19 protein-coding genes are annotated in these 20,591 nt (G+C 35.3%); 12 read left to right on the top strand and 7 right to left on the bottom strand.

The genetic code is table 11. The features are described from left to right. Window positions 1–11 precede the first annotated feature (11 nt). A complete protein-coding gene (locus tag TA89_RS11420) occupies window positions 12–839 on the top strand; it encodes a MurR/RpiR family transcriptional regulator (protein WP_040213493.1) in 828 nt (275 codons plus the stop codon). 216 nt (window positions 840–1,055) lie between these two features. Here TA89_RS11420 and TA89_RS11415 read toward each other — a convergent pair whose 3' ends face one another. After that, a complete protein-coding gene (locus tag TA89_RS11415) occupies window positions 1,056–1,817 on the bottom strand; it encodes an alpha/beta hydrolase fold domain-containing protein (RefSeq protein ID WP_052447457.1) in 762 nt (253 codons plus the stop codon). Between the two features lie 345 nt (window positions 1,818–2,162). After that, window positions 2,163–2,585: a VOC family protein gene (locus tag TA89_RS11410; protein WP_040213492.1), complete on the bottom strand. Its 423-nt coding sequence runs from the start codon at window positions 2,583–2,585 to the stop codon at window positions 2,163–2,165. Between the two features lie 219 nt (window positions 2,586–2,804). Here TA89_RS11410 and TA89_RS11405 point away from each other — a divergent pair, with 219 nt between their 5' ends. The 3 genes from TA89_RS11405 to TA89_RS11395 all read left to right on the top strand — a co-directional run bounded on the left by TA89_RS11405 (window position 2,805) and on the right by TA89_RS11395 (window position 4,598). Continuing rightward, on the top strand, window positions 2,805–3,089 hold the full coding sequence (locus tag TA89_RS11405; RefSeq protein WP_479723474.1) for a P-loop nucleotide/nucleoside kinase family protein: 285 nt from the start codon (window positions 2,805–2,807) through the stop codon (window positions 3,087–3,089). Between the two features lie 22 nt (window positions 3,090–3,111). Next, window positions 3,112–3,606 (top strand): GNAT family N-acetyltransferase, encoded by a 495-nt coding sequence (locus TA89_RS11400; protein WP_040213491.1) that lies wholly within the window; start codon window positions 3,112–3,114, stop codon window positions 3,604–3,606. A 464-nt stretch (window positions 3,607–4,070) separates the two neighbouring features. After that, window positions 4,071–4,598 (top strand): hypothetical protein, encoded by a 528-nt coding sequence (locus tag TA89_RS11395; RefSeq protein ID WP_040213489.1) that lies wholly within the window; start codon window positions 4,071–4,073, stop codon window positions 4,596–4,598. 75 nt (window positions 4,599–4,673) lie between these two features. Here the strand turns inward: TA89_RS11395 and TA89_RS11390 are convergent, their stop codons facing one another. Both TA89_RS11390 and TA89_RS11385 read right to left on the bottom strand, forming a co-directional pair. Then, complete coding sequence (locus TA89_RS11390; RefSeq protein ID WP_040213487.1) at window positions 4,674–5,999, bottom strand: 6-phospho-alpha-glucosidase; 1,326 nt, start codon at window positions 5,997–5,999, stop codon at window positions 4,674–4,676. Between the two features lie 19 nt (window positions 6,000–6,018). Next, entirely contained in the window at window positions 6,019–7,575 is a 1,557-nt protein-coding gene (locus tag TA89_RS11385; RefSeq protein WP_040213485.1) for a PTS transporter subunit EIIC, read from the bottom strand. Window positions 7,576–7,973: 398 nt separating this feature from the next. On the opposite strand from TA89_RS11385, the gene TA89_RS11380 reads away from it, so the two are divergent. Next, window positions 7,974–8,723, top strand: a complete 750-nt coding sequence (locus TA89_RS11380; RefSeq protein ID WP_040213484.1) for a MurR/RpiR family transcriptional regulator — start codon at window positions 7,974–7,976, stop codon at window positions 8,721–8,723. A gap of 67 nt (window positions 8,724–8,790) precedes the next feature. Here the strand turns inward: TA89_RS11380 and TA89_RS11375 are convergent, their stop codons facing one another. Further along, entirely contained in the window at window positions 8,791–9,258 is a 468-nt protein-coding gene (locus TA89_RS11375; RefSeq protein WP_242850129.1) for a nucleoside/nucleotide kinase family protein, read from the bottom strand. Between TA89_RS11375 and TA89_RS11370 the strand changes: the two genes are divergently transcribed. The 7 genes from TA89_RS11370 to TA89_RS11340 all read left to right on the top strand — a co-directional run bounded on the left by TA89_RS11370 (window position 9,257) and on the right by TA89_RS11340 (window position 18,464). Further along, a complete protein-coding gene (locus tag TA89_RS11370) occupies window positions 9,257–9,547 on the top strand; it encodes a hypothetical protein (RefSeq protein WP_040213482.1) in 291 nt (96 codons plus the stop codon). The genes TA89_RS11375 and TA89_RS11370 overlap by 2 nt on opposite strands. Before the next feature lie 315 nt (window positions 9,548–9,862). Continuing rightward, window positions 9,863–11,296, top strand: coding sequence for a leucyl aminopeptidase (locus TA89_RS11365; RefSeq protein WP_040213481.1), 1,434 nt, complete (start codon window positions 9,863–9,865; stop codon window positions 11,294–11,296). After that, the gene (locus TA89_RS11360; protein WP_040213480.1) at window positions 11,293–12,039 is read left to right on the top strand and encodes a copper homeostasis protein CutC; all 747 of its coding nucleotides are present in this window, start codon (window positions 11,293–11,295) and stop codon (window positions 12,037–12,039) included. The genes TA89_RS11365 and TA89_RS11360 overlap by 4 nt, the downstream gene beginning before the upstream one ends. A 127-nt stretch (window positions 12,040–12,166) precedes the next feature. After that, complete coding sequence (locus TA89_RS11355) at window positions 12,167–14,797, top strand: transglutaminase domain-containing protein (RefSeq protein ID WP_040213478.1); 2,631 nt, start codon at window positions 12,167–12,169, stop codon at window positions 14,795–14,797. 226 nt (window positions 14,798–15,023) lie between these two features. Continuing rightward, window positions 15,024–15,749, top strand: a complete 726-nt coding sequence (locus TA89_RS11350) for an ABC transporter ATP-binding protein (protein ID WP_040213477.1) — start codon at window positions 15,024–15,026, stop codon at window positions 15,747–15,749. Next, the gene (locus TA89_RS11345) at window positions 15,742–17,403 is read left to right on the top strand and encodes a putative ABC transporter permease subunit (RefSeq protein ID WP_040213476.1); all 1,662 of its coding nucleotides are present in this window, start codon (window positions 15,742–15,744) and stop codon (window positions 17,401–17,403) included. Before TA89_RS11350 ends, TA89_RS11345 begins: the two co-directional genes overlap by 8 nt. A gap of 110 nt (window positions 17,404–17,513) precedes the next feature. Continuing rightward, window positions 17,514–18,464: a Gfo/Idh/MocA family protein gene (locus TA89_RS11340; protein ID WP_040213474.1), complete on the top strand. Its 951-nt coding sequence runs from the start codon at window positions 17,514–17,516 to the stop codon at window positions 18,462–18,464. 87 nt (window positions 18,465–18,551) lie between these two features. On the opposite strand, the gene galE is transcribed toward TA89_RS11340, so the two are convergent. Both galE and TA89_RS11330 read right to left on the bottom strand, forming a co-directional pair. Next, window positions 18,552–19,553 carry a UDP-glucose 4-epimerase GalE gene (gene galE, locus TA89_RS11335; RefSeq protein ID WP_040213473.1) on the bottom strand — a complete coding sequence of 334 codons (1,002 nt, stop codon included), beginning with the start codon at window positions 19,551–19,553 and terminating at the stop codon, window positions 18,552–18,554. A 368-nt stretch (window positions 19,554–19,921) separates the two neighbouring features. Then, window positions 19,922–20,446 (bottom strand): chromate transporter, encoded by a 525-nt coding sequence (locus TA89_RS11330; protein WP_040213472.1) that lies wholly within the window; start codon window positions 20,444–20,446, stop codon window positions 19,922–19,924. Window positions 20,447–20,591: the final 145 nt, after the last annotated feature.

The following is a 20,591-nucleotide window of genomic DNA, read 5'->3' as shown; positions in this document are numbered from 1 at the left end:
ATGGAGATTAAATGCCTAAACATGATAAGAGTATAATCCCTTTACTTGAGTCTCTATACAGCAATTTTACAAGCACGGAAGCGGTTATTGCTGATTTTTTTATACATAACAATAAGAAGCAGGACTTTTCAGCACAAAGTGTATCGGATAAGCTCTTTGTATCTAAAGCTTCCCTATCAAGATTTGCGAAAAAATGCGGTTTTAAAGGATACAGAGAATTTATTTATAGGTACGAGCAGTCCTTTAATGAAGAGGAAAAGAATGTAGGAAAGCTTAAAAAGAATGTTTTGAGTACCTACCAGCAGCTTCTTGATAGAAGTTACACCTTAACGGATGAAGCTCAGCTTAAGCGAGTTTCAGATATGCTTATGAAGTATAAGAAGGTATATGTGTATGGCATTGGAAGTTCAGGAATAGTGGCAATGGAGTTTAAAATAAGATTTATGCGTCTTGGCCTGAATGTGGAATCCGTAGTAGATGCTCATATAATGCAGATGAATTCTGTACTTATAGATGAGGACACGCTAGTGATCGGATTTACTGTAAGCGGCAAAACAAAAATAATTTTAAAGGGACTCAAAGCCGCTAAGGCAAGAAAAGCAAAAACCATAATAGTTACTTCTAATAATGATTTTAAACTCCACGAATTCTGTGACGAAATGATTCTCATTGCTGTGACAAAGAATCTCGCCATAGGAAATGTGATTTCCCCTCAGTTTCCTATGCTGGTTGTAGTGGACATTCTTTATTCCCACTTCTTAAACAGCAACTACAATGAAAAATCCTCAGTATTGAATGATACTTTATCCAGTATTGAGTTTGAACTTGAATTGGAATAAAAAGTCACCACCCCTGGGGTGCACCCATTTTATGGGAGCACCCCAGGGGTGGTGACTTTTTTTGGAAGGTATTACTTTAATGCTTCTTTTTTAACTGCTTTACAATCTTTTTAAAAGCGTCTCTGCTTTCCGGAATGGGAAAGATAGGGAAGACATGGAGCATTTTCGGATATTCATAGTAGTTTATTTTAACTCCCTTTTTATCCAGTTCTGCTTTTAATTTTTTGTATCAGGATAAAGGATATCGTAGGTGCCTATAAAAACAGTTATCTCACCTAATCCCTCTAAATCTCCATAAAGAGGGCTTGCCTTACAAGACTTAGGATCTAGGCTGTTCCCGTAAAGTTTTCTCACTTCTAATATTCCCGGTTTTGATAATATAGGATCATTTTTGTCCACTACGTCCATGGCTTTATTCTTAAGCGTTAAGTCCACAGTAGGGGATAGCAAAACTATGTCTCCAGGCTGCTTTACATCATTTTTCTTAAAATATTGAGCAAGGCTTAGAGCAAAGCCTCCCCCTGCAGAATCTCCCATAAGCACCATATCTTCAGGATTATCTACCTTTTCAAGTTCCTTAATATAAAGATTAAATACAAAAGGATAGGCATCTTCGTAGGTATACTCAGGAAGGAGGGGGTATATAGGTACCGCTATTTCCATTTTTAACGTCTTGCACAGTTTAGCTAGAAACTTCCAATGGAGAGGGTTCATCTCGTAAACAAAACCACCGCCATGGATATAAAAAATTCTCCTTTTAGATTTACCCCTCTTTGGGCTTAAAATATAATAATTGAAGCCTTCAAATTCATCAGAGTTAACGTTAACGCTTTTATAGATTCCTTTAGGAGGTGTATGCTCCTGCTGAGAATTCTTATATAATGCTTTTTCAAAATCCTTTCCTGTGAGCATCCAAAAGTCCTTCTGTCTGGTTATTTTCATTAGCAGCTTAAAGAAACGGCTCTGAAGAGATTCCATATTTTCGCCACCTTCATTTTTATGTATTACTTTAGTATTTCCTTAAGAATTTTTAATATCAAATATAATAAATAGTACGTGTTTTGCTTGATATCAAATAGAGATATATAATATGTAGATTTTTTTGATATCAAATAGAGATATATAATATAGCATAAATCCTTATTTGCTTTCTTATCAAGAAGGTTGCTTGTTTCTTATCAAAAGCTTAAAAATTAATACATAGAAATTTAAAGAAGGGTGTTTTTTGTGTTTATAAAATAAAATCTTCAGGTATGAATCCATATTCTCACCTGAAGATTTTATTAGGTTTTAATTTTTACAAGGCAGAGACATTCTGTTTAATTACTCTCTGTTAGTGTAAATCTGGAATATAACACCAAACTTATCCTTTACCATTCCGTATCCGGGACTGAAATAAATCTCGCTGAATTCTATGAGTACCTCTCCCTCTTTTTTAAGCTTTTCAAATATATCCCTTGCTTGTCTTATGTTGCTTGTGGTGAGACAGAGGGAAACCTGATTGCCTTCTTTAAAGGGGATTTCTGGAATACTATCTGCTATCATAATTCTGTTTTCTCCTATTTTCAGCACAGAATGAGAGATTTGAGTTAATTCTTCTTTTTGTAGCTTTTCTACTTCTTCCTTGGGTCCCTCTCCGAAACTTTGCTTAAAAAGAATCACAGCTCCTAAATTTTCTTGATAATACTTAATAGCCTCTTCACCTCTGCCCTTCATAAGTATATATGGAATAAAATTTAGTGACATATATTAACATCTCCTTTATAATTATTTGTGATAATATTGATTAATTTCATTTTATAGTATAAATATGACAGGACTTGTCAGCTATAATTGGTTTTTTAAAATATAAAAGGAAGCTTAATAAGTAAAGTACCTAAGGAAGCAGTTAAAACTGCATTATAAATAGTAAGGTTAGAGTTTTATTATTTTGAAAGGAGAAAATAAAAAGGCTCTGAAAATGGAATTTATATTATAACGGGAATAATGGCTTTAGGAAAATCCACCATAGCTCAAAAGCTTGCGGAAACTTTTGATAAAGGAGTTCATCTTCGTGGAGATATCTTTCGAAGGATGATTGTGAGAGGCGGTATTGACATGACTCCTCAACACTCTGAAGAGGCTCTCCAGCAGTTAAGATTACGCTTTAAAATGGCTGCCAAAGCTGCAGAAATGTATTATAATGCGGGCTTTTCCGTAGTTTTGCAGGATAATTATTTAGGAGAGGAAGCAAATTACGGGTTTTTATAAATTATTTTTGGAGGTGTTAACTGTGACAGGGAGGATTTATTTTGAAAAATTTTGTTCAGAGGAGGATTTTCCTTATTATTTCAGTTTGGTTTCTGATGAAAAAGTAATGGCTATGGTTACAGAAAGAGCCATTCCTCTGGAGGAAGCGGAAAATAATTTTGAAAGGCTGCTTTTAAAAAATGAAAGGCATGAGGAGTTTGGAAGCTATAAGATATATATTTCAAGCACACGGGAGTTTATCGGATTAGCAAAGTTGGACTTGGATGAGGACAACCCTTTAGAAGCGGAGCTGGGATATCTGATTCGTCCGGATTATTGGGGAAAGGGATATGGCAGTGAAGCAGCAGAGCTAATTATTAGCAAAGCAGAAAAACTTCATGAATTACGCCGAATTACAGCAATAATTGATCCTAATAATATACCTTCTAAAAAAATACTGTTAAAGAACGGCTTTATATCTGAAAAGCTATGTGAATTTCAAGGGCTGCCGGGAGAAATTCTCAGTAAAATACTATAGGTTTCCTTAATTAAGAAAGTACATCTAGTACACATCCTTAATAAATAAAATTTAAAGACATGTCATGAATCTGCTGAATACCATAAAGTTTCCTTTACGAATATTAAGGAAATGGCTCAGAAATCTGTTAGGACATGCCTTTATTTTTGCGTCAGATAATCAGGAACCTCATAAATTTGGAAAGGTACTCCAAACTTATCTATTACATTCTATAAGCTGCACTGAAGTGCTGTTCACTAAATTCGATAATGACTTTTCCGTACTTTTTTAGTTTTCTAAAAGTTTCATTGGAAGGTTGAGTGGTTGGCGTAGATACAAATTGAAATATGGCTTTTCTTTTCATATTAATTAATATATTTTTTGTAAAAATCCATAAAATAGCAAAAAAAAATATTTCTCAATATGGAATAATAGGTATTATTTAGTTATAATTATTATATACAAGCAATCAGGAGGTGTGGCATATGAGAAGATTTCCTAACGCTTTGATTCCTTTGATGGTGGCAGCTGCATTATATATACTTTACCAAGGTACTAAAAAGCAGCCTGTAAAGGATGAGAAGGGGAATATAGTACTGAGAAACAACATGCTGTTTTTAATTATAGGGGTTATAGGACTTCCTGTGATGGCTTATTTAGGATATTTGTTCATTTCTGAAGGTTCTTCCAGGGATTATGTACTGCTTTTTGGTTTCTCTGTAATTTTAATTCCTTTGTGTCTATACTTGATACTATCTTATTTAAATGAAAGGGTTGTAGCAGGTTCAGAAGATATCACTTACAGAAATTTATGGTCCAGAGAAACCAAAATTCTCTGGAAGGATATAGATTCTGTTAGTTATAACAAAAGCACAAAGAAGATTAATCTTATGGCAAATAACCAGGTTATCAGTGTAAGCAGCAACATGGTAGGATATAAAAGCTTTCAGGAGTGCATGAAGGGAAAACTGAATAATTCATTATATGAGCGGTTAAAAAGCATTATGGAATAAAATGTATCCACCCCTGGGGCGCTTCCATTTTTATGGAAGCACCCCAGGGGTGTTGACTTTTATTGGTAATCTGTTTTATTTGAATTCAGGCCAATAATCTTTGTTGGCTTCAATTAAGGCATTTAAGACTTCTCTTGCTTTTTTAGCGGATACTATAGTTCTATTTAGGGTAAGAGCCTGAAGGGCTTTTCCGTAGGACCCTTCAAAATATGCATCTACTGCAAGTTTTTCGTAAGCAAGCTGGGATTCCATCATGCCTTTGTAGAAGGTACCTATCTTTCCTACTGCTAAAGGTCTTGGACCATTTGCGGTTAAAACAGCAGCTACCTCCACCATGGCGTCTTCTTGAATGTTTGATATTATGCCATTGTTTTCAAGGATTACTATATATATTCGTCCTTTATTAAAGGCTATGGATTCAGCTACTTCAACTATAAATTCTCCATGAGCATCATTGTGTACCATTTCACAGTCTTTTGCAGTGCCTGCTTTTGCAACTCTGGCACACTCCTCGAAAACTCTTTTTTCTCTTCCGTTTATAACTTCATTGGCACGGGTATAATCAGGGTTTAGTTTTGACAGCTTGTAATCAGGATAGTAATAGTATTGAAGATAAGTATTAGGAAGATAGTCTGGAAAATCCTTTACCATATCTTTAACCATTGCATAAGTGTCCAGCCAAGACTTGTCCCTCTGCTCTGCATCTACAGGGATAAAGCCTCTTTCGTTAATAATTTCCTTCAATTCCGGAAGCAGGTCCCTTCCTTCTCCATCATAGAGGTTAGTGAACCATCCAAAATGATTCAGCCCAAAATAAACCGGCTCGAACTCTTCAGCATTCCTGCCTAAAACCCTGCCGTAAGATCTCAGAAGATTGACAGGCTGATCGCAGATATTCAGTATCCTTTTATCATCAGGAAATACCCTTCTTAATGCTTCTGCAACTATTGCAGCGGGGTTTGTATAGTTTAATATCCATGCGTCCTTTGAGTATTCTCTTACATCATTTATTATTTCAATCATATCTCCTATAGACCTTAAGCCGTAAGCAAATCCGCCGGCTCCACAGGTTTCCTGACCTATAACTCCAAGGCTTAGAGGGATTTTTTCATCAAGCTCCCTCATCTTATATCCGCCGGTTCTGATTTGAACAAAGACAAAATCTACATCCTTGTAGGCTTCCTCTTTACTTGTCGTATAAGAAAAGTTAACCTCAGGATATTCTTCTCTAAGCAGAACCTTTGCAAATTCACCTATTACCTTTTGACGGTCCTCAACTATATCGTACATGGTGAGTTTATTTATTGGGAATCTATCCTTCATCTTGCACATACTCATTAATAAACCAGGTGTCCAAGTACTTCCTCCGCCGATTATTGATACATTAAATTTTCTTCTCATGTTTAATCTCCTTGTATTTTTAATTTGCAGATTTTAATGCATTAGATACTGCCACCTTTATTTGTGAAACTGATGGGCCGTATACTACCTGTATATCTGTCTTGCTTGGCTTTATTACTCCGGAAGCACCGGTATTTCTAAAGCCTGATTCTTCTACAATATTCATATCCTTTACCACAACTCTTAGACGTGTAAAGCAGTTGGTTACAGATTCTATATTGTCTTTTCCACCTAAATATTGAATTATCTCTGCAGCCTTTGATTCCATATCCTTGTCCACAGAAATTCCTGCTCCTTCAGATACTGATACATCTTCTCTTCCGGGAGTCTTAAGATTCATCTTCTTTATCAAAGTGTTAAAGGCAAAATAATATATGAAAGCATAAGCTATTCCCATAAGAAGGGTTACTATCCACTTTGTGTTTGGCTGCATCATTCCAAATACTACAAGGTCAATAACTCCTCCCTGAGTATTTCCTATGGCAACTCCCAGCATGCTGTTTAACATAAAGGAAAATCCGCTTAAAACAGCATGGATTATAAATAAAATAGGAGCTGCAAATAAAAAGGAAAACTCAAGTGGTTCAGTAATTCCAGTTACTAAAGAAGTTAGTGCTCCCGCTAATAAAATTCCTTTAACCCTATTGCGGTTTTCTGGTTTTGAATTCTTATACATAGCATACGCTGCTGCAGGAAGACCAAAAACCATCATTGGTATCTTGCCCTGAGCTAAAAATCTGGTAGCTTCTGTGGAAAATGCTTGAGTATTTGGGGATGAAAGCTGTGCAAAGTAAATATTCAAAGCACCTACTATGGTTTTACCGTCGATTATTGCTTCGCCGCCTACCGGTGTAAATCTAAACATGGCATTTAAGATATGATGAAGTCCAAAAGGTATTAATAAACGCTCTAAAAGACCATATATAAACGTTCCAAAGTAGCCTAAATTTGCAATGCCGAAGCCTACCATTTGTATTCCATAGCTTATTGGAGGCCAAATTATAGGAATTATTAACCCTATAAGAGCAAGAGTAAAAGTAGTAATTATAGGTACAAATCTTGTACCTCCGAAGAATGCTATATAATCAGGAAGCTTGATATTGTAAAATTTATTATGTAATGCCGCTACCACCATTCCTACTAGTATACCGCCAAAGACTCCAAGTTCCAGAGTTTGTATACCTAGGGTCACCCCTTGACCGGATTGTCTCATAAGTTCAGCCGTTGCCAGCATTTTATTAGAAGTAAGTACAGTATTAATGGTAATATTTAAAATTACGTACCCAACAAAAGCCGAAAATCCGGATATAGCAGTTTCATCCTTAGCTAATCCTATAGCAAGTGAAATTGCAAATAGTATGGATAAGTTGTTAAACAAAGCTCCTGCTATGGACCGTGAATATACAAAAATCGTTTGCAGAAATTTGTTTCCCAGAAAGGGGATATTTGCAACAACATTAGGATTTGAGAAAGCGGATCCAATACCTAAAAATATTCCCGCTACAGAAATCAATGCTATGGGAAGTATAAATGCCTTACCCAGCCTTTGAAAATAATTATTCAGTTTTTTTAACATATTAATCTCCTTCCAAAAATGAAATTATAAATGATGAAAATATAATTTAATGATTCGATAAATGATGAAAGTATTATTTGAATAACTGTAAATTTTTGTCCGGCCGAACTTTTAATTACAAATTGATTAATTATAAAATCATTATAAGTATTATTGATAATTAATTAAATGAATTTTACCTATTTAGAAAATATGTTATAAAGAAGAAAAAATTTCAAAAATGAAAAATTTTTCACCGAAGGATAAATATATTAAATATAAGTACCCATATGCAAAAAATAGGATATAATGTATATAAAAACAATTTTTTGATGAATTATATTGATACATTTCGGAAAGAAGTTTTTATTCCGGCAGCATAAATAATTAGAATATTATGTATCTCAGGAGGTGGAATCATGGACTTCTTTACTATAATTGAAAAAAATAGAGACAAGCTAAATAAAAATGAAGGAGAGCTCCTTAAGTTCTTCATTGACAATGCTAAAAATATTAAAAGTATGAGGATTCAGGACCTTTCAAAGAGCACCTTTATGTCCACTGCAGCTATAATAAGATTCTGCAAAAAGCTAGGGTTTACAGGATATACAGAACTTAAGAACAATCTTATTTTCACCATGGAAAATCAAAACAGGCAGATATCCTTTAACAATGAAGTTACCACCTTTGAAGATATAGAAAGAACAAAGCAGCTGATAAATGAAAGCATAGTAGATGAGGTGTTGGATTTAATTTTTAATGCTAATAGGGTAGATTTTTACGGGGAAGGATCTTCAAGATCTGTATGCAGAGAAATGGCAAGAAGATTTCAGCTTATAGGAAAGCAATGCTTTTATTATGATGACACTACTATCATGTACTCCTCCGCTGCAACCTTAGAGTCTAATGATTTGGTATTCTCAGTTTCTATGTCAGGGGAAACCGCTCAGGTCATCAAAGCTTCAAACATAGCAAAGTCTAGAGGAGCAAAAGTGGTATCAATAACCAATATGAGCATTAATACCTTATCTAGTCTTTCTGACAGAACTATATTCATATCTTCTACAAAGTACTCCATAAGGAATATGAATTTTATATCTAGAATTCCTGCTTTGGTTATAATGGAATACATATTTTATAGGTATATGGATAAGTATATTGGAAAATAAAAGGGAGTACCCCTGGGGTGCTTCCTTTTATTGTCACTACCCCAGGGGTGCTTCCAGAAATTTAACATTATCCGAATTTTTTAATGTGTTCAATAATTTGATATACAATATTATCAATGCTTAAACTGCCATCGATAATTAAATCGGAATTTGGCTTTATTGTTTTTATCATTTCTAAGTATGCAATTCTGCCGCGAGAAAGATATGAATTCAAATCATCCTTCAATAAATCTGAAGGTGAATTTATCATATCCCTTAAAATTCTTCTTGCCATTGCAATATCTAATGGAGTATCTATAAAAATTGCATAATCAATATAGGGTTCGATTTGATTGTTTTTATATGCAAAGGGATAATCAAGCAGTATATAGTTAAGATTAGGCTGATTTAATAAATTTTCAATATCATGGGCTAATACCTCAATATTCCATGCATTATAATCTGCACCACTTTGTACCCATTGAAAGAAGTCTTCAGGACATTCCTCAAAATCATAGTCATCAAAATATAGCGCTCTTGATGATGGCAGTTTAATGTTTAAATCATTAACAGCAGTGGTTTTTCCTCCTCCTGATACTGATGCAACTGAAATTATTCATTTGCTGTACTATATTACTGAAAAACGCTCCCAGGACATATACACCATAGAGGATATTATTCCTATTTATAATGTTGAAATGAAGATATTTACAGGAAATAAGAAGGTTAAGACCATAAAAGTTCCTCCTCAGAGGCAGGAGATACCTTTTAAAGCCATTGATGATTATACAGTATTTAATGTGGACAAAGTTCAAGGCCACAGCATGATTTCCGTTGAATATTAAACTCCTATCAGCAATTTTGATAAAATTGGAAGGTTATAATGAGTTTCCGTAGAATTAATAATACATTACCAAAGCTGTGCACCTAGTGTGAGGTATTCCTTCTTATGTTCATCAGGTAGTGCGAGGGGATCTCTTCTTATATACATTAGGGAATAAATGATACAGTGATAGAGATGTATATATAAACCCTCAGGGAAAACAAATAAATTCCTATCATAAAAGGTTTTTACTAATTCAAGCAAGAGTGCAAGCTTACTATTATAGTTAAAGGAGGATAGGTAAAGAAGAGCCTGATGCTTTTCTTTTAGGGAAAATATGATTTATGTAGATAACTCTAAAAAATGCGATTTTAATATTGTATTTATCCTCAAGGAGGAGGACAACCTGCCTTCACATATCAGCAGTATATTCAGAGGAGAATATCTGGAGAGTATTCCTGTAATCAGCGGAAAAGATATTCCGGTTTTATATGTTGGACTTGGAGAAGAAGTTAAATTCACAATTACTAGGATTAAAGAAGCGGTGGCCTTCGGAATTAAACAGCTTAAAAAATATAAGATAACCAGTGCCTCTTTAGATATTTCCATGTTTTTGGATAAATGCGGAGCGGAATGTATTTCAGAGATAGTTCTGGGAATAAAGCTTGGACTCTATGAATTTAAAGGTTATAGTACTTCAAAAAGCTCTGGTGAATGCCATGTATATCTTCAGGGTTATAGTGGAGATGAAGTGAAGCTTACTCATGAAGTGAATCACGGTATAAATCTTGCCCAGGGGGTAATACTTGCCAGGGATTTGGTTAACACTCCGGCAAATATGCTTACTCCTCATATTATGGCAGAGAAGATAAGGGAGCTTCTAAAGGAAGTTAATGTACAGGTAGAGGTTTATGATGAGAAATATATAATGGACACGGGAATGGAGGCTTTTCACACGGTAGGAAGAAGCAGCGGAAATCCTCCCAGGCTTATTGTAATGAGATATTTAAATGATCCTTTAAGCGGAGAAATCACCGCTTTGGTGGGCAAAGGGGTTACCTGCGACACAGGAGGCTACTGCCTTAAGTCCAGCAATTCCATGGCGGGAATAAAGGGAGATATGGGCGGAGGAGCAGCGGTAGCAGGAGCTGTATATGCTCTTGCGAAAAATAATATAAAGGCAAATGTGGTAGGAATCATACCTGCCTGCGAAAATCGCATAGCTAATGACAGCTATATACCGGGAGATGTTATAGGCTCAATGTCTGGAAAAACCATTGAGATTTTAAACACAGATGCTGAGGGTAGGCTGATACTTGCAGATGCCGTTACCTATGCTATTAAGAAGGAGAATGCCTCGAAGATTATAGATATTGCAACCTTAACTGGATCTGTGGTTAATGCTTTAGGCTTCAGTACCGCAGGTTTATTAACAAATAATGATAAATTTTTCTGTGATTTTAAAAATGCCTATAAGAAATCAGGGGAGCTTTATTGGAGGCTTCCTATAAATGATGAATATAGAAATATGATTAAAAGCACCATTGCAGATGTAAAAAATATGGGAAAGAGCCACTGCGGAACCATTACTGCAGCTTTGTTCATTGAAAGCTTTGTAGAGGATAGACCTTGGATACATCTAGATATTGCAGGTACTGCTTGGGTAGAGCCTCCTTTGTATGAGTATCAATCCCCTGGAGCAACGGGAGCAGGTGTTACTTCCATGTATTATTTATTTGCAGAAAAGCAGGAAAGGAAGATTAGTCTATGAAGTACATTATAGAGGCTTGTGTAGACTCTGCGGAATCTGCTATAGAAGCAGAAAAGGGCGGAGCAGACAGGCTGGAGCTCTGCAGTAATCTCATAATTGGGGGAACCACTCCCAGTATAAATTTGTTTAAGCTGGTTAAAGAAAAGGTTGGAATAGCCATTAATGTACTTATAAGACCTAGATTTGGAGATTTTCTGTATACTGAAAATGAGCTTGAAATCATTAAGAGAGAAATACAGATGTTTAAAGAGGCTGGAGCGAATGCTGTAGTAATTGGTGTCTTAAAGTCTGATGGAACTCTGGATGTTGAAAATATGAAGAAGCTTATGAATGTCGCCGAAGGCATGAAGGTAACCCTTCATCGTGCCTTTGATGTATGCAGGGATCCTTTTAAGACCCTAGAGGATGCAAAAACTTTAGGAATAGACACAATACTTACTTCCGGTCAAAAAAATAAATGCACCGAAGGCCTTGAACTTATAAAAGAGCTTGTGGAAAGGTCAAAGGGGAAAGTTGAGATTTTAGTAGGAAGCGGTGTGAATTCCACTAATGCTGATAGGATAATTAAGCACACCAACGCCACCTCCCTACATCTTTCAGGAAGAGTGGATTTAGACAGCGGAATGGAATACAGAAAGGAGGAGGTAAGTATGGGACTTCCTCTAATCAGTGAATACACTATACAGAGAACCTCCGCTGAGGAAATAAAAAAGGTAAGGGACTTGCTGGTGACTGGCACCTGACAAGTGACAAAGAGGACAATCTATACCACTTAAAATAAATAGGTGGCTGACGTCTGCTTGTCTTTTATGTCATTGTCAGGTGCCAGTCACCTGGTTGTCCGTTTATCTATGAGAAAGGAGAAAATATATGGAGTTTTCCCGAGAGGTTAAAGAATTTGTGAATTTAAGATTTAATGAAATGATGGCACTATGCGGCATAAAGAAGGATGAAATTTTAAATAAGCTTTCTCATTGCAGCAGTGATGAAAAGTTTTTGATGGAATACTTATATTCATTCATGCCTTTAAGCGATATATTCAGCTATGATTTTGAAATATATTATGATTATGTTAAGCACGGAATTTTTCTAAGAGAAAACACTCCCTGGGTCCATAAAATTCCTGAAGATATTTTTCTTAATTATGTTCTTCATTATAGGATTAACAATGAAGCTGTGGAAAAGTGCAGGAAAACCTTCTATGACATGATATATAAAAGGGTAGAAGATAAAAATATGTATGATGCTGCCCTGGAGGTTAATTACTGGTGTGCAGAAAAAGCTACATATAAGGCTACTGATGAAAGAACTGCATCTCCTCTTACTGTATTAAAGAGAAGCTTTGGAAGATGCGGCGAGGAGTCCACCTTTGCTGTAACTGCTCTTAGAAGTATAGGAATTCCTGCAAGGCAGATATACACCCCAAGATGGGCTCATTGTGATGATAATCATGCCTGGGTAGAGGTGTGGTGTGATGGAAAATGGCATTATCTAGGTGCCTGCGAGCCTGAACCTGTACTGAACAAGGGATGGTTTACCTCTGCAGCAGCAAGAGCTATGTTGATTCACAGCAGAATTTTTTCTTCTTATTTTAAAGATGAAGAATTAATTTCTCATAATAAAGTGATAAGCACAATCAATAATCTGTCAAACTATGCTCCCTCCAAAAAGTTTATAGTTAAAGTTGTAGATTCTCATAATAACCCTGTGAAGGGAGCTGCTATAAGCTTTGAGATACTTAATTATTCGGAATTTTTCCCTGCAGCTGAATTAACCACAGAGGATGACGGCATTGCAGCCTTAACCTTAGGTCTTGGCACCGTTGCAATTCATTTGGTAAAGGATAACAGGTTTATATTTAAAGTTGTAAATACTAAAGAGCTTGATGAAATTGTCCTTAATATAGATGAAAGCGTTGAGATTGAAGAAGATATTCTTCAGGAAGCTGTAGATATATTACCTCCTTCGGATACAAAAACTGCTCCTTATAACATAAGCGATGGTGTAAAGGAGGATCATATAAGGAGGGTGGATTTATGCAATAAAATCAGAGAGGAAGGGGTAAATGCACTGGAAGGAGAAATTAAGGAAGAGGCAATGAAATTATCATTTTCAGAGGGGAACAAGACAGCTGAAGGAGAAGTATCATCTTTAGAGGAAATTAAGCCAGCAGAAAGTAAATCAGCATCTTTACTTGATGAGAGAGCTCTGCGGGTATTAGAATCCTCTAGGGGGAATTACAGAGAAATCCTTAAACTTTTAACACTTTCTAAGGATGATTTTGATTATGAAAATAGAATAAACTTACTGCTGAATCTCACAGAAAAGGATTATGCAGATGTGAGTTTTGAAATACTAAACTCTCATATTGCTTCTGCTCCTGAATTTACAGGAAAATATTCAAAAGAGATTTATTATAAATATGTACTTTGTCCAAGAGTCCATTTTGAGCCTCTCACAGATTTTAGAGGGGTTATAATGAATTATTTTGAGGATTCATTAAAGAAAAGCTTTGAGCAGAATCCTACAGAAATATGGAATTATATCAGAGAAAATATTAAAGAAATCCCTGAATATGAATACAGCGGATTGTACACTACTCCTGAAGGGCTTCTTAAAGGAGGTATAGGAAGCAAACTTTCTCAGAAGATTCTGTTCACCTCCATATGCAGAAGCCTGGGTATTCCCGCCAGGATAAACAAAGAGGACTTATCCATTGAATACTATAATGATGGATTTATTAAGGTTGAAAAAAATGAGACTACTCATAATAGCTCCCACATTTTATTAATGAATAAGAGTGATATGGACTTAAAATATTATCAGAACTGGACCATAGCTGTGCTGGAGGATGGTAGATATAAGACCTTGGACTTAGGAATGGATATTGAAGTGGTCAAGCCTCTGGACCTAAATCTTCCTGAGGGAAGCTATAGGATTTTGGTTTCAAAAAGACTGCCTAACGGAAGCGTCTTTTTAAATAAGTATGTAGTAAATCTTAAAAAAGGAGATATAAGAACTCTTAATATAAGCCTGAGAGAATCAAATATTTCTGATATACTTGAAAGCTATGAAATAGAGAACTTTCTCCTTAAAGATAAGGAAAACAATGACGTTGATGCTTTTAAGCTCATGGGCAGCAGCAAAAATATTGTTATTTGGCTTGAAGAGGGAGTGGAGCCAACTGAACATATTTTAAATGAAATTATGGAACTGAATGAAGAATTCAGCCAGTTGGATGGAAAAATTATATTCATAATAAGAAGTAGCTCATCCCTTGAAAATAAAACCCTTAAAAAGACTTTGGATATGATACCAAAGGTGGAAATATACTATGATGATTTTTCGGAAAATGTAAATACCTTAGCCCGCAGAGTATATGTAGATCCGGAAAAACTGCCTTTAGTTTTGGCAGTAAATGAGGAAAACAAAGTTATATACGGCTGCAGCGGATATAATGTTGGAGTCGCAGAGCTTCTCACAAGAATCATAAAAGAATAAGCACCATATAATGTAAGCTCCCCTGGGGTACTCCCATAAAAAGGGAGCACCCCAGGGGAGCTTACATAAAATGGAACTACCCCAGGGGTGGTTCCATTCTTTTACTATTTATCTTTATAAAAACACTATAATTATTGAAGAAAATAAGACATAATATATATAAGATATTTCAGACATTGAAAGGGGGAGCTGCTTAAGTTTACATTGCAGGCAGCGGTAAATTTATATGATTGAATTAAAAAATATCACTAAGAGCTTTGACGGAGCTGTTAAGGCGGTAAATGACGTTACTTTGGATATTAAATCCGGTGAGATCTTTGGGTTTTTAGGACCTAATGGAGCAGGTAAAACTACAACTATTAAAATGATTACAGGGATTACAAAGCAGGATAGCGGAACTGTAACTATAAATGGTATTAACACCTTAGAAAATCCTTTGGAATCAAAAAAACAATTTGGATATGTTCCTGATAATCCGGATATGTTTCTAAAATTAAAGGGAATTGAATATTTGAATTTCATGGCAGATATATATGAAGTATCTAAGGAAGATAGGGAAGCAAGAATTATAGATCTTGCTGAGAAGCTTGACTTAAGTAATGCTTTAGGAGATAGAATACAAAGTTATTCCCATGGTATGAGGCAGAAGATAATACTTATGGGAGCTTTAATCCACGACCCTTCAGTATGGATATTGGATGAGCCTTTAACAGGACTTGATCCTAAATCTTCCTTTATATTGAAGGAAATGATGAGGGAGCATGCTGATGCAGGAAATACTGTATTCTTCTCAACCCACGTATTGGAGGTAGCTGAAAAGCTCTGCGACAGGATTGCTATAATAAATAAGGGAAAGATATTGTTCTGCGGTACTCTTGAAGAAATGAAGCAGCATTCTGCGGAAAATACTCCTTTGGAGAATATGTTCTTGGAGATGACAAGCCATGAGTAGAGTTTGGACACTGTGTAAGCTATTTATGAAAACATCAGGGTTTGGTGAGTCAAAAAACAACAGCAGAGCTATGGCTCTTTTGGTTGTGCTAATATTGGGGTTTGGATTAGGATTGCCAATAATAAATTTAATGAACAGTTTTTATACTATGCTTGAACCAATAGGTCAACAGGGACTACTGGTCGGGATGGTAGTTACATTAAATTTAAGCATATTATTTATCTTTGGAATAATTTATGTAATGAGCACCTTTTATTTTTCTAAAGATGTGGAATTTTTACTCCCTCTTCCCTTAAAGCCTGAGGAGATAACTTTGGGTAAATTTTCAACGGTTTTATTATATGAATACTTAACACAAATGCTTACATTTCTTTTTCCATTAGCATTTTTCGGGATAAGAAGCAGCAGCGGAGTTATTTACTGGATAATGATGATTATATTATTTATACTATTGCCATTACTGCCTTTAGCCATGGCTGCGATATTGGACATGGTAGTGATGAGCTTTACCTCCCTTGGCAAAAGAAAAGAGCTGCTAAAATTATTTGGAGGAATCCTTGCAGCCTTTTCAGGTATATTTATAAATATATTTATAACAAAATCTATGAATTTTATGGGAGATGACATGTCAAAGATCGTAGAGCTTATGTCCATGGGGAATAATTCCTTGGTAGATAAGCTTGCAGCGGCTTTTCCTACAGCTAAAAGTGCTGTAAATATGCTTTTGTCAAAGGATATACTTAAGGTCTTTACTAATTTAGGTATATTTTTAATTTTAACTATAGCTGGGATGCTTATTTTCATGGCAGCAGCAAATTTATTATACTTTAAAGGAGCATTGGGAGGAGCAGAAATTGCTTCGAAAAGAAAGAATTTAACCAAAAGCGACTTTGGAAGAATGACTAAGAAGAGGTCTGCGTTTATCACCTATGTAGGAAGGGAGATAAAGAACTTAGTCAGAACTCCGGTGTATCTTTTAAACTGCGTAATTATTAATTTTATGTGGCCTGTATTTTTGATTTTTCCGCTATTAACCGGTGGAAATGATAATATGGGAGTTACTCAAATACTTGCTTTAATTCGGAATGTATCCTTTAACGAAAGGATGCTGGTTGGAATCATTATTATAGGCTCTGCAGCTCTTTTGGGTATAGCATCTATGGCACCTGCGTCTTCCACCGCTATATCCAGAGAGGGGAATAATGCTTTCTTTATGAAGTATATCCCTTTAAGTTATGAAATGCAGCTGATGGCAAAAATGACCGCAGGAATTATAGTTACCTATGCCACTTTTGTATTTGTATTCATTGCCATGATTGTATTGAATTTTAAGCTTTATTTTTTAATAGCCTTTTTCATAACCGGTAACATGGCTATTATTTTATCTAATTTAATTGGAGTGTTGGTAGATGCCAGCGGTCCTAAACTTAACTGGGATAATGAAGCTATGGCAGTAAAACAGAATTTTAGAAGCTTTGCTGCTTCTATGGGATGTGCAGCTCTTGCAGCTACCATAGGAATTGTCCTATTTAATTTAAATCTAAGCTTTACTGCTGCATTTATAGCATTAGTGGCTGTATTTGCTACCCTCATTGCCATACTATATTTAATCATGAAGAAGTCAATCAGCAGATGGTTTGAAAATATTAATTAGATTCTGCCTTTAGAAGGCATTGAAAGATTTATTCTTTAAGAGTTAGTTTTATAGTTTGCTTTAAGATATAGCTATAGATTAATTAAATTTCCTCAAAAGGAGTGATATACATGAAAAAACTCAACTGGGGCATTATGGGCTTGGGAGGCATTGCAAAGGAGTTTGCGGATAATATGAATAAAATCCACGAAATCTATGCAGCCGCTTCAAGAAATAGTGAAAGAACTAAGGAATTTTGTGAAAGATATAATGTTTCTAAAGCCTATAACAGCTACGAGGAAATGCTTCTGGATGAAGATCTCGATGTTGTTTATATTGCCACAGTGAACAGCCAGCATTATAAAAACATAATGGAATGTTTAAAGCACGATAAACATGTGCTTTGTGAAAAAGCTATCTGGCATGATGAAGGGGAAATGCAGGAGGCATATGCTTTAGCAAAGAGCAAAAAGCTTTTCCTAGGAGAAGCTATGACTATTTATCATATGCCTTTATTCAGGAAAATTAAGAAAATGATAGGTAGTGGGGCTTTGGGGAAAATTAAATTGGTCCAGGCTAATTTCGGCAGTCTTAAAGAGGACAATCCTTTAAATAGATATTTTTCCAAAGAGCTTGGCGGTGGAGCAATGCTGGATATAGGTACTTATGCTCTTTCCTTTGTAGCATATTTCCTAAGTTCTCAGCCTAGGGAAATTAAAAATGTAATCACTGAATATCAGACCGGTGTGGATGAGATGTGGGGAATAGTTATGAAAAATGCCGAAGAGGAAATAGGCAGCGTAAATTTAACCTTTAGAGCTAAGCTGCCGAAGCGGGGAATTATAGCAGGAGATAAGGCTTATATCCTGGTTAATAATTATCCCAGGGCAGATAAGGCGGAAATAGTTTATCCTGATGGAACTTCAGAGGTCATAACTGAAGGGGATAGCAAAAGAGCCTTTGAATATGAAATTAAAAATACTGAGGAAGCTATTTTATCTCAGAATTATGATTTAGGAAAAATGGACCTAAGCCTTCAGGTTGTAGCTATTATGGATAAGCTTCTTAAGGGTATGAGATGAATTTAGTAAGGAAGAAAATGTAACTACCCCTGGGGTGCTTCCAGTTTTATGGAAGCACCCCAGGGGTAGTTACATTTATTGTAATTTCTATTTAAAGTTCTTTTTTGCGAAGTCCCAGGAATCCTTGCACATCTGCTCTATATCCAATACTGCTTCCCAGCCGAGCTCTTCCTTTGCTTTAGTTGGATCAGCATAGCATTCTGCAATGTCTCCGGCTCTTCTAGGCATAATTTTATAATTAACCTTAACTCCTGTAGATTTTTCGAAGGCTTTTACTATGTCTAAAACGCTATAGCCTGTACCAGTGCCAAGGTTATAGGCATTGACGCCCTTTTCTTTTATAACTTTTTCTACTGCTTTTAGGTGGCCTTTGCTTAGGTCTACCACGTGGATGTAATCCCTTACCCCTGTTCCATCATGGGTATCATAGTCATCACCAAAGACTCCTAAGGATTCAAGCTTACCTATTGCTACCTGAGTTATATAAGGCATTAGATTATTTGGTATTCCGTTAGGGTTGTCTCCAATTAATCCGCTGGAATGAGCTCCAATAGGATTAAAGTATCTGAGTAAGGCTATGCTCCATTCATTGTCTGAAACATATAAGTCTCTTAATATATCCTCAATCATAAGCTTAGTGCTTCCATAGGGGTTTGTAGTGCTTAGAGGGAAGTCCTCTTTTATAGGAACAGATTTAGGTACTCCGTAAACTGTTGCAGAGGAGCTGAATACCAGCTTCTTGCAGTTATGCTTATTCATAACGTTACAGAGGTTTAAGGTTCCTGTTATGTTATTGTGATAATATCTTAAAGGGATTGAAACTGATTCACCAACAGCTTTAAGTCCTGCAAAATGTATTACCGCATCAATATGATTTTCGTTGAATATCTTTTCTATGATATCTATATCCAGAAGATCTCCTTGATAAAATTTAAAATCCTTTTTAGTAATTGATTTAATTATATCCACAACTTCCATTTTTGAATTTACCAGGTTATCTATTACTACAACCTCGTAACCTGAATTTAAGAGCTCAACGCAGGTATGGGATCCTATATATCCTGTACCGCCGGTAACTAAAATAGCCATAATTATGCACTCCTTAACTTTTAAATATAGTTCTTACTTAATGAAAAGTTTTAACAACATAATAACTCAATATACCTTTATAATTTTCATCCAATAAAATTATAACATAAATAAAGAAGAAAAATAATTTAAAATTAATCCGCATTTAAGATTAATATCTGTTGATTTTATACAGGGTTAATTGAAGTAGAGCCAAATAGCATAATTGCAATTTAAGATTAGGATTTGTTGATTTTATGCAAGTTTGAGCCTTTATTTTCTGATGAAGATAGTTTATTTAATATTAAAAATTGTTGATTTTATACAAAAATAAACTCCCAAAAGAGAGTTTATTATGATAATGATATTGATTTATCAAATAATTATTTTTAATAAACTACCAATCCAACCACCGCCACAATTACAATCAAGAGTATAGGATCCACCTTTTTCAAAGATGCAAAGAAAACCCCTATAAAAATAATTATGCTCATATAATCTATAAATATAGTTTTATTAACCAGAAGCAGAGCAGCAGCAGCTATTAACCCTATTACTGCAGGTCTTAAACCTTTAAAGGCATATTCTACATATTTGTTATCTTTGAATTTAACAAAGAATATGGAGATAATGATCATGACTATAAAGGAAGGGAGTATTACTCCTAATGTGGCAAGAGCGGAACCCCATATTGAATTGGTAACAGTATAGCCTATGTAAGTAGCGCTGTTTACAGCAATTGGTCCGGGAGTTACCTGGGAAATTGCGATTATATCAGTAAATTCATTTAATGTGAGCCACAGATTATTAACTACCACTTCTTCTTTAATTAAAGGAAGCATAGCATATCCACCGCCAAAGCTGAAGAGCCCTATTTTAAAAAATGTTAAAAATAATTTCAGAAAAATATTCATCTGCTTTTTTCCTCCCTTTTTCCATATATTATTCCGCCTAAAGCTGCAAGAACTATGAAAACTATAGGAGATATATTGAAAAATGCGATTAAAACAGATACCACAATGGGGATTATTACTGTTTTTCTGTTTAAGTTTATGTTTT

Origin of the sequence: Clostridium polynesiense (assembly GCF_000820705.1) — a bacterium.
In the GTDB taxonomy this organism is placed as follows: Bacteria; Bacillota; Clostridia; order Clostridiales; family Clostridiaceae; genus Clostridium_AA; species Clostridium_AA polynesiense.
The sequence above is the reverse complement of the archived record's forward strand: the minus strand, read 5'-3'. Positions and strand labels throughout refer to the sequence as shown.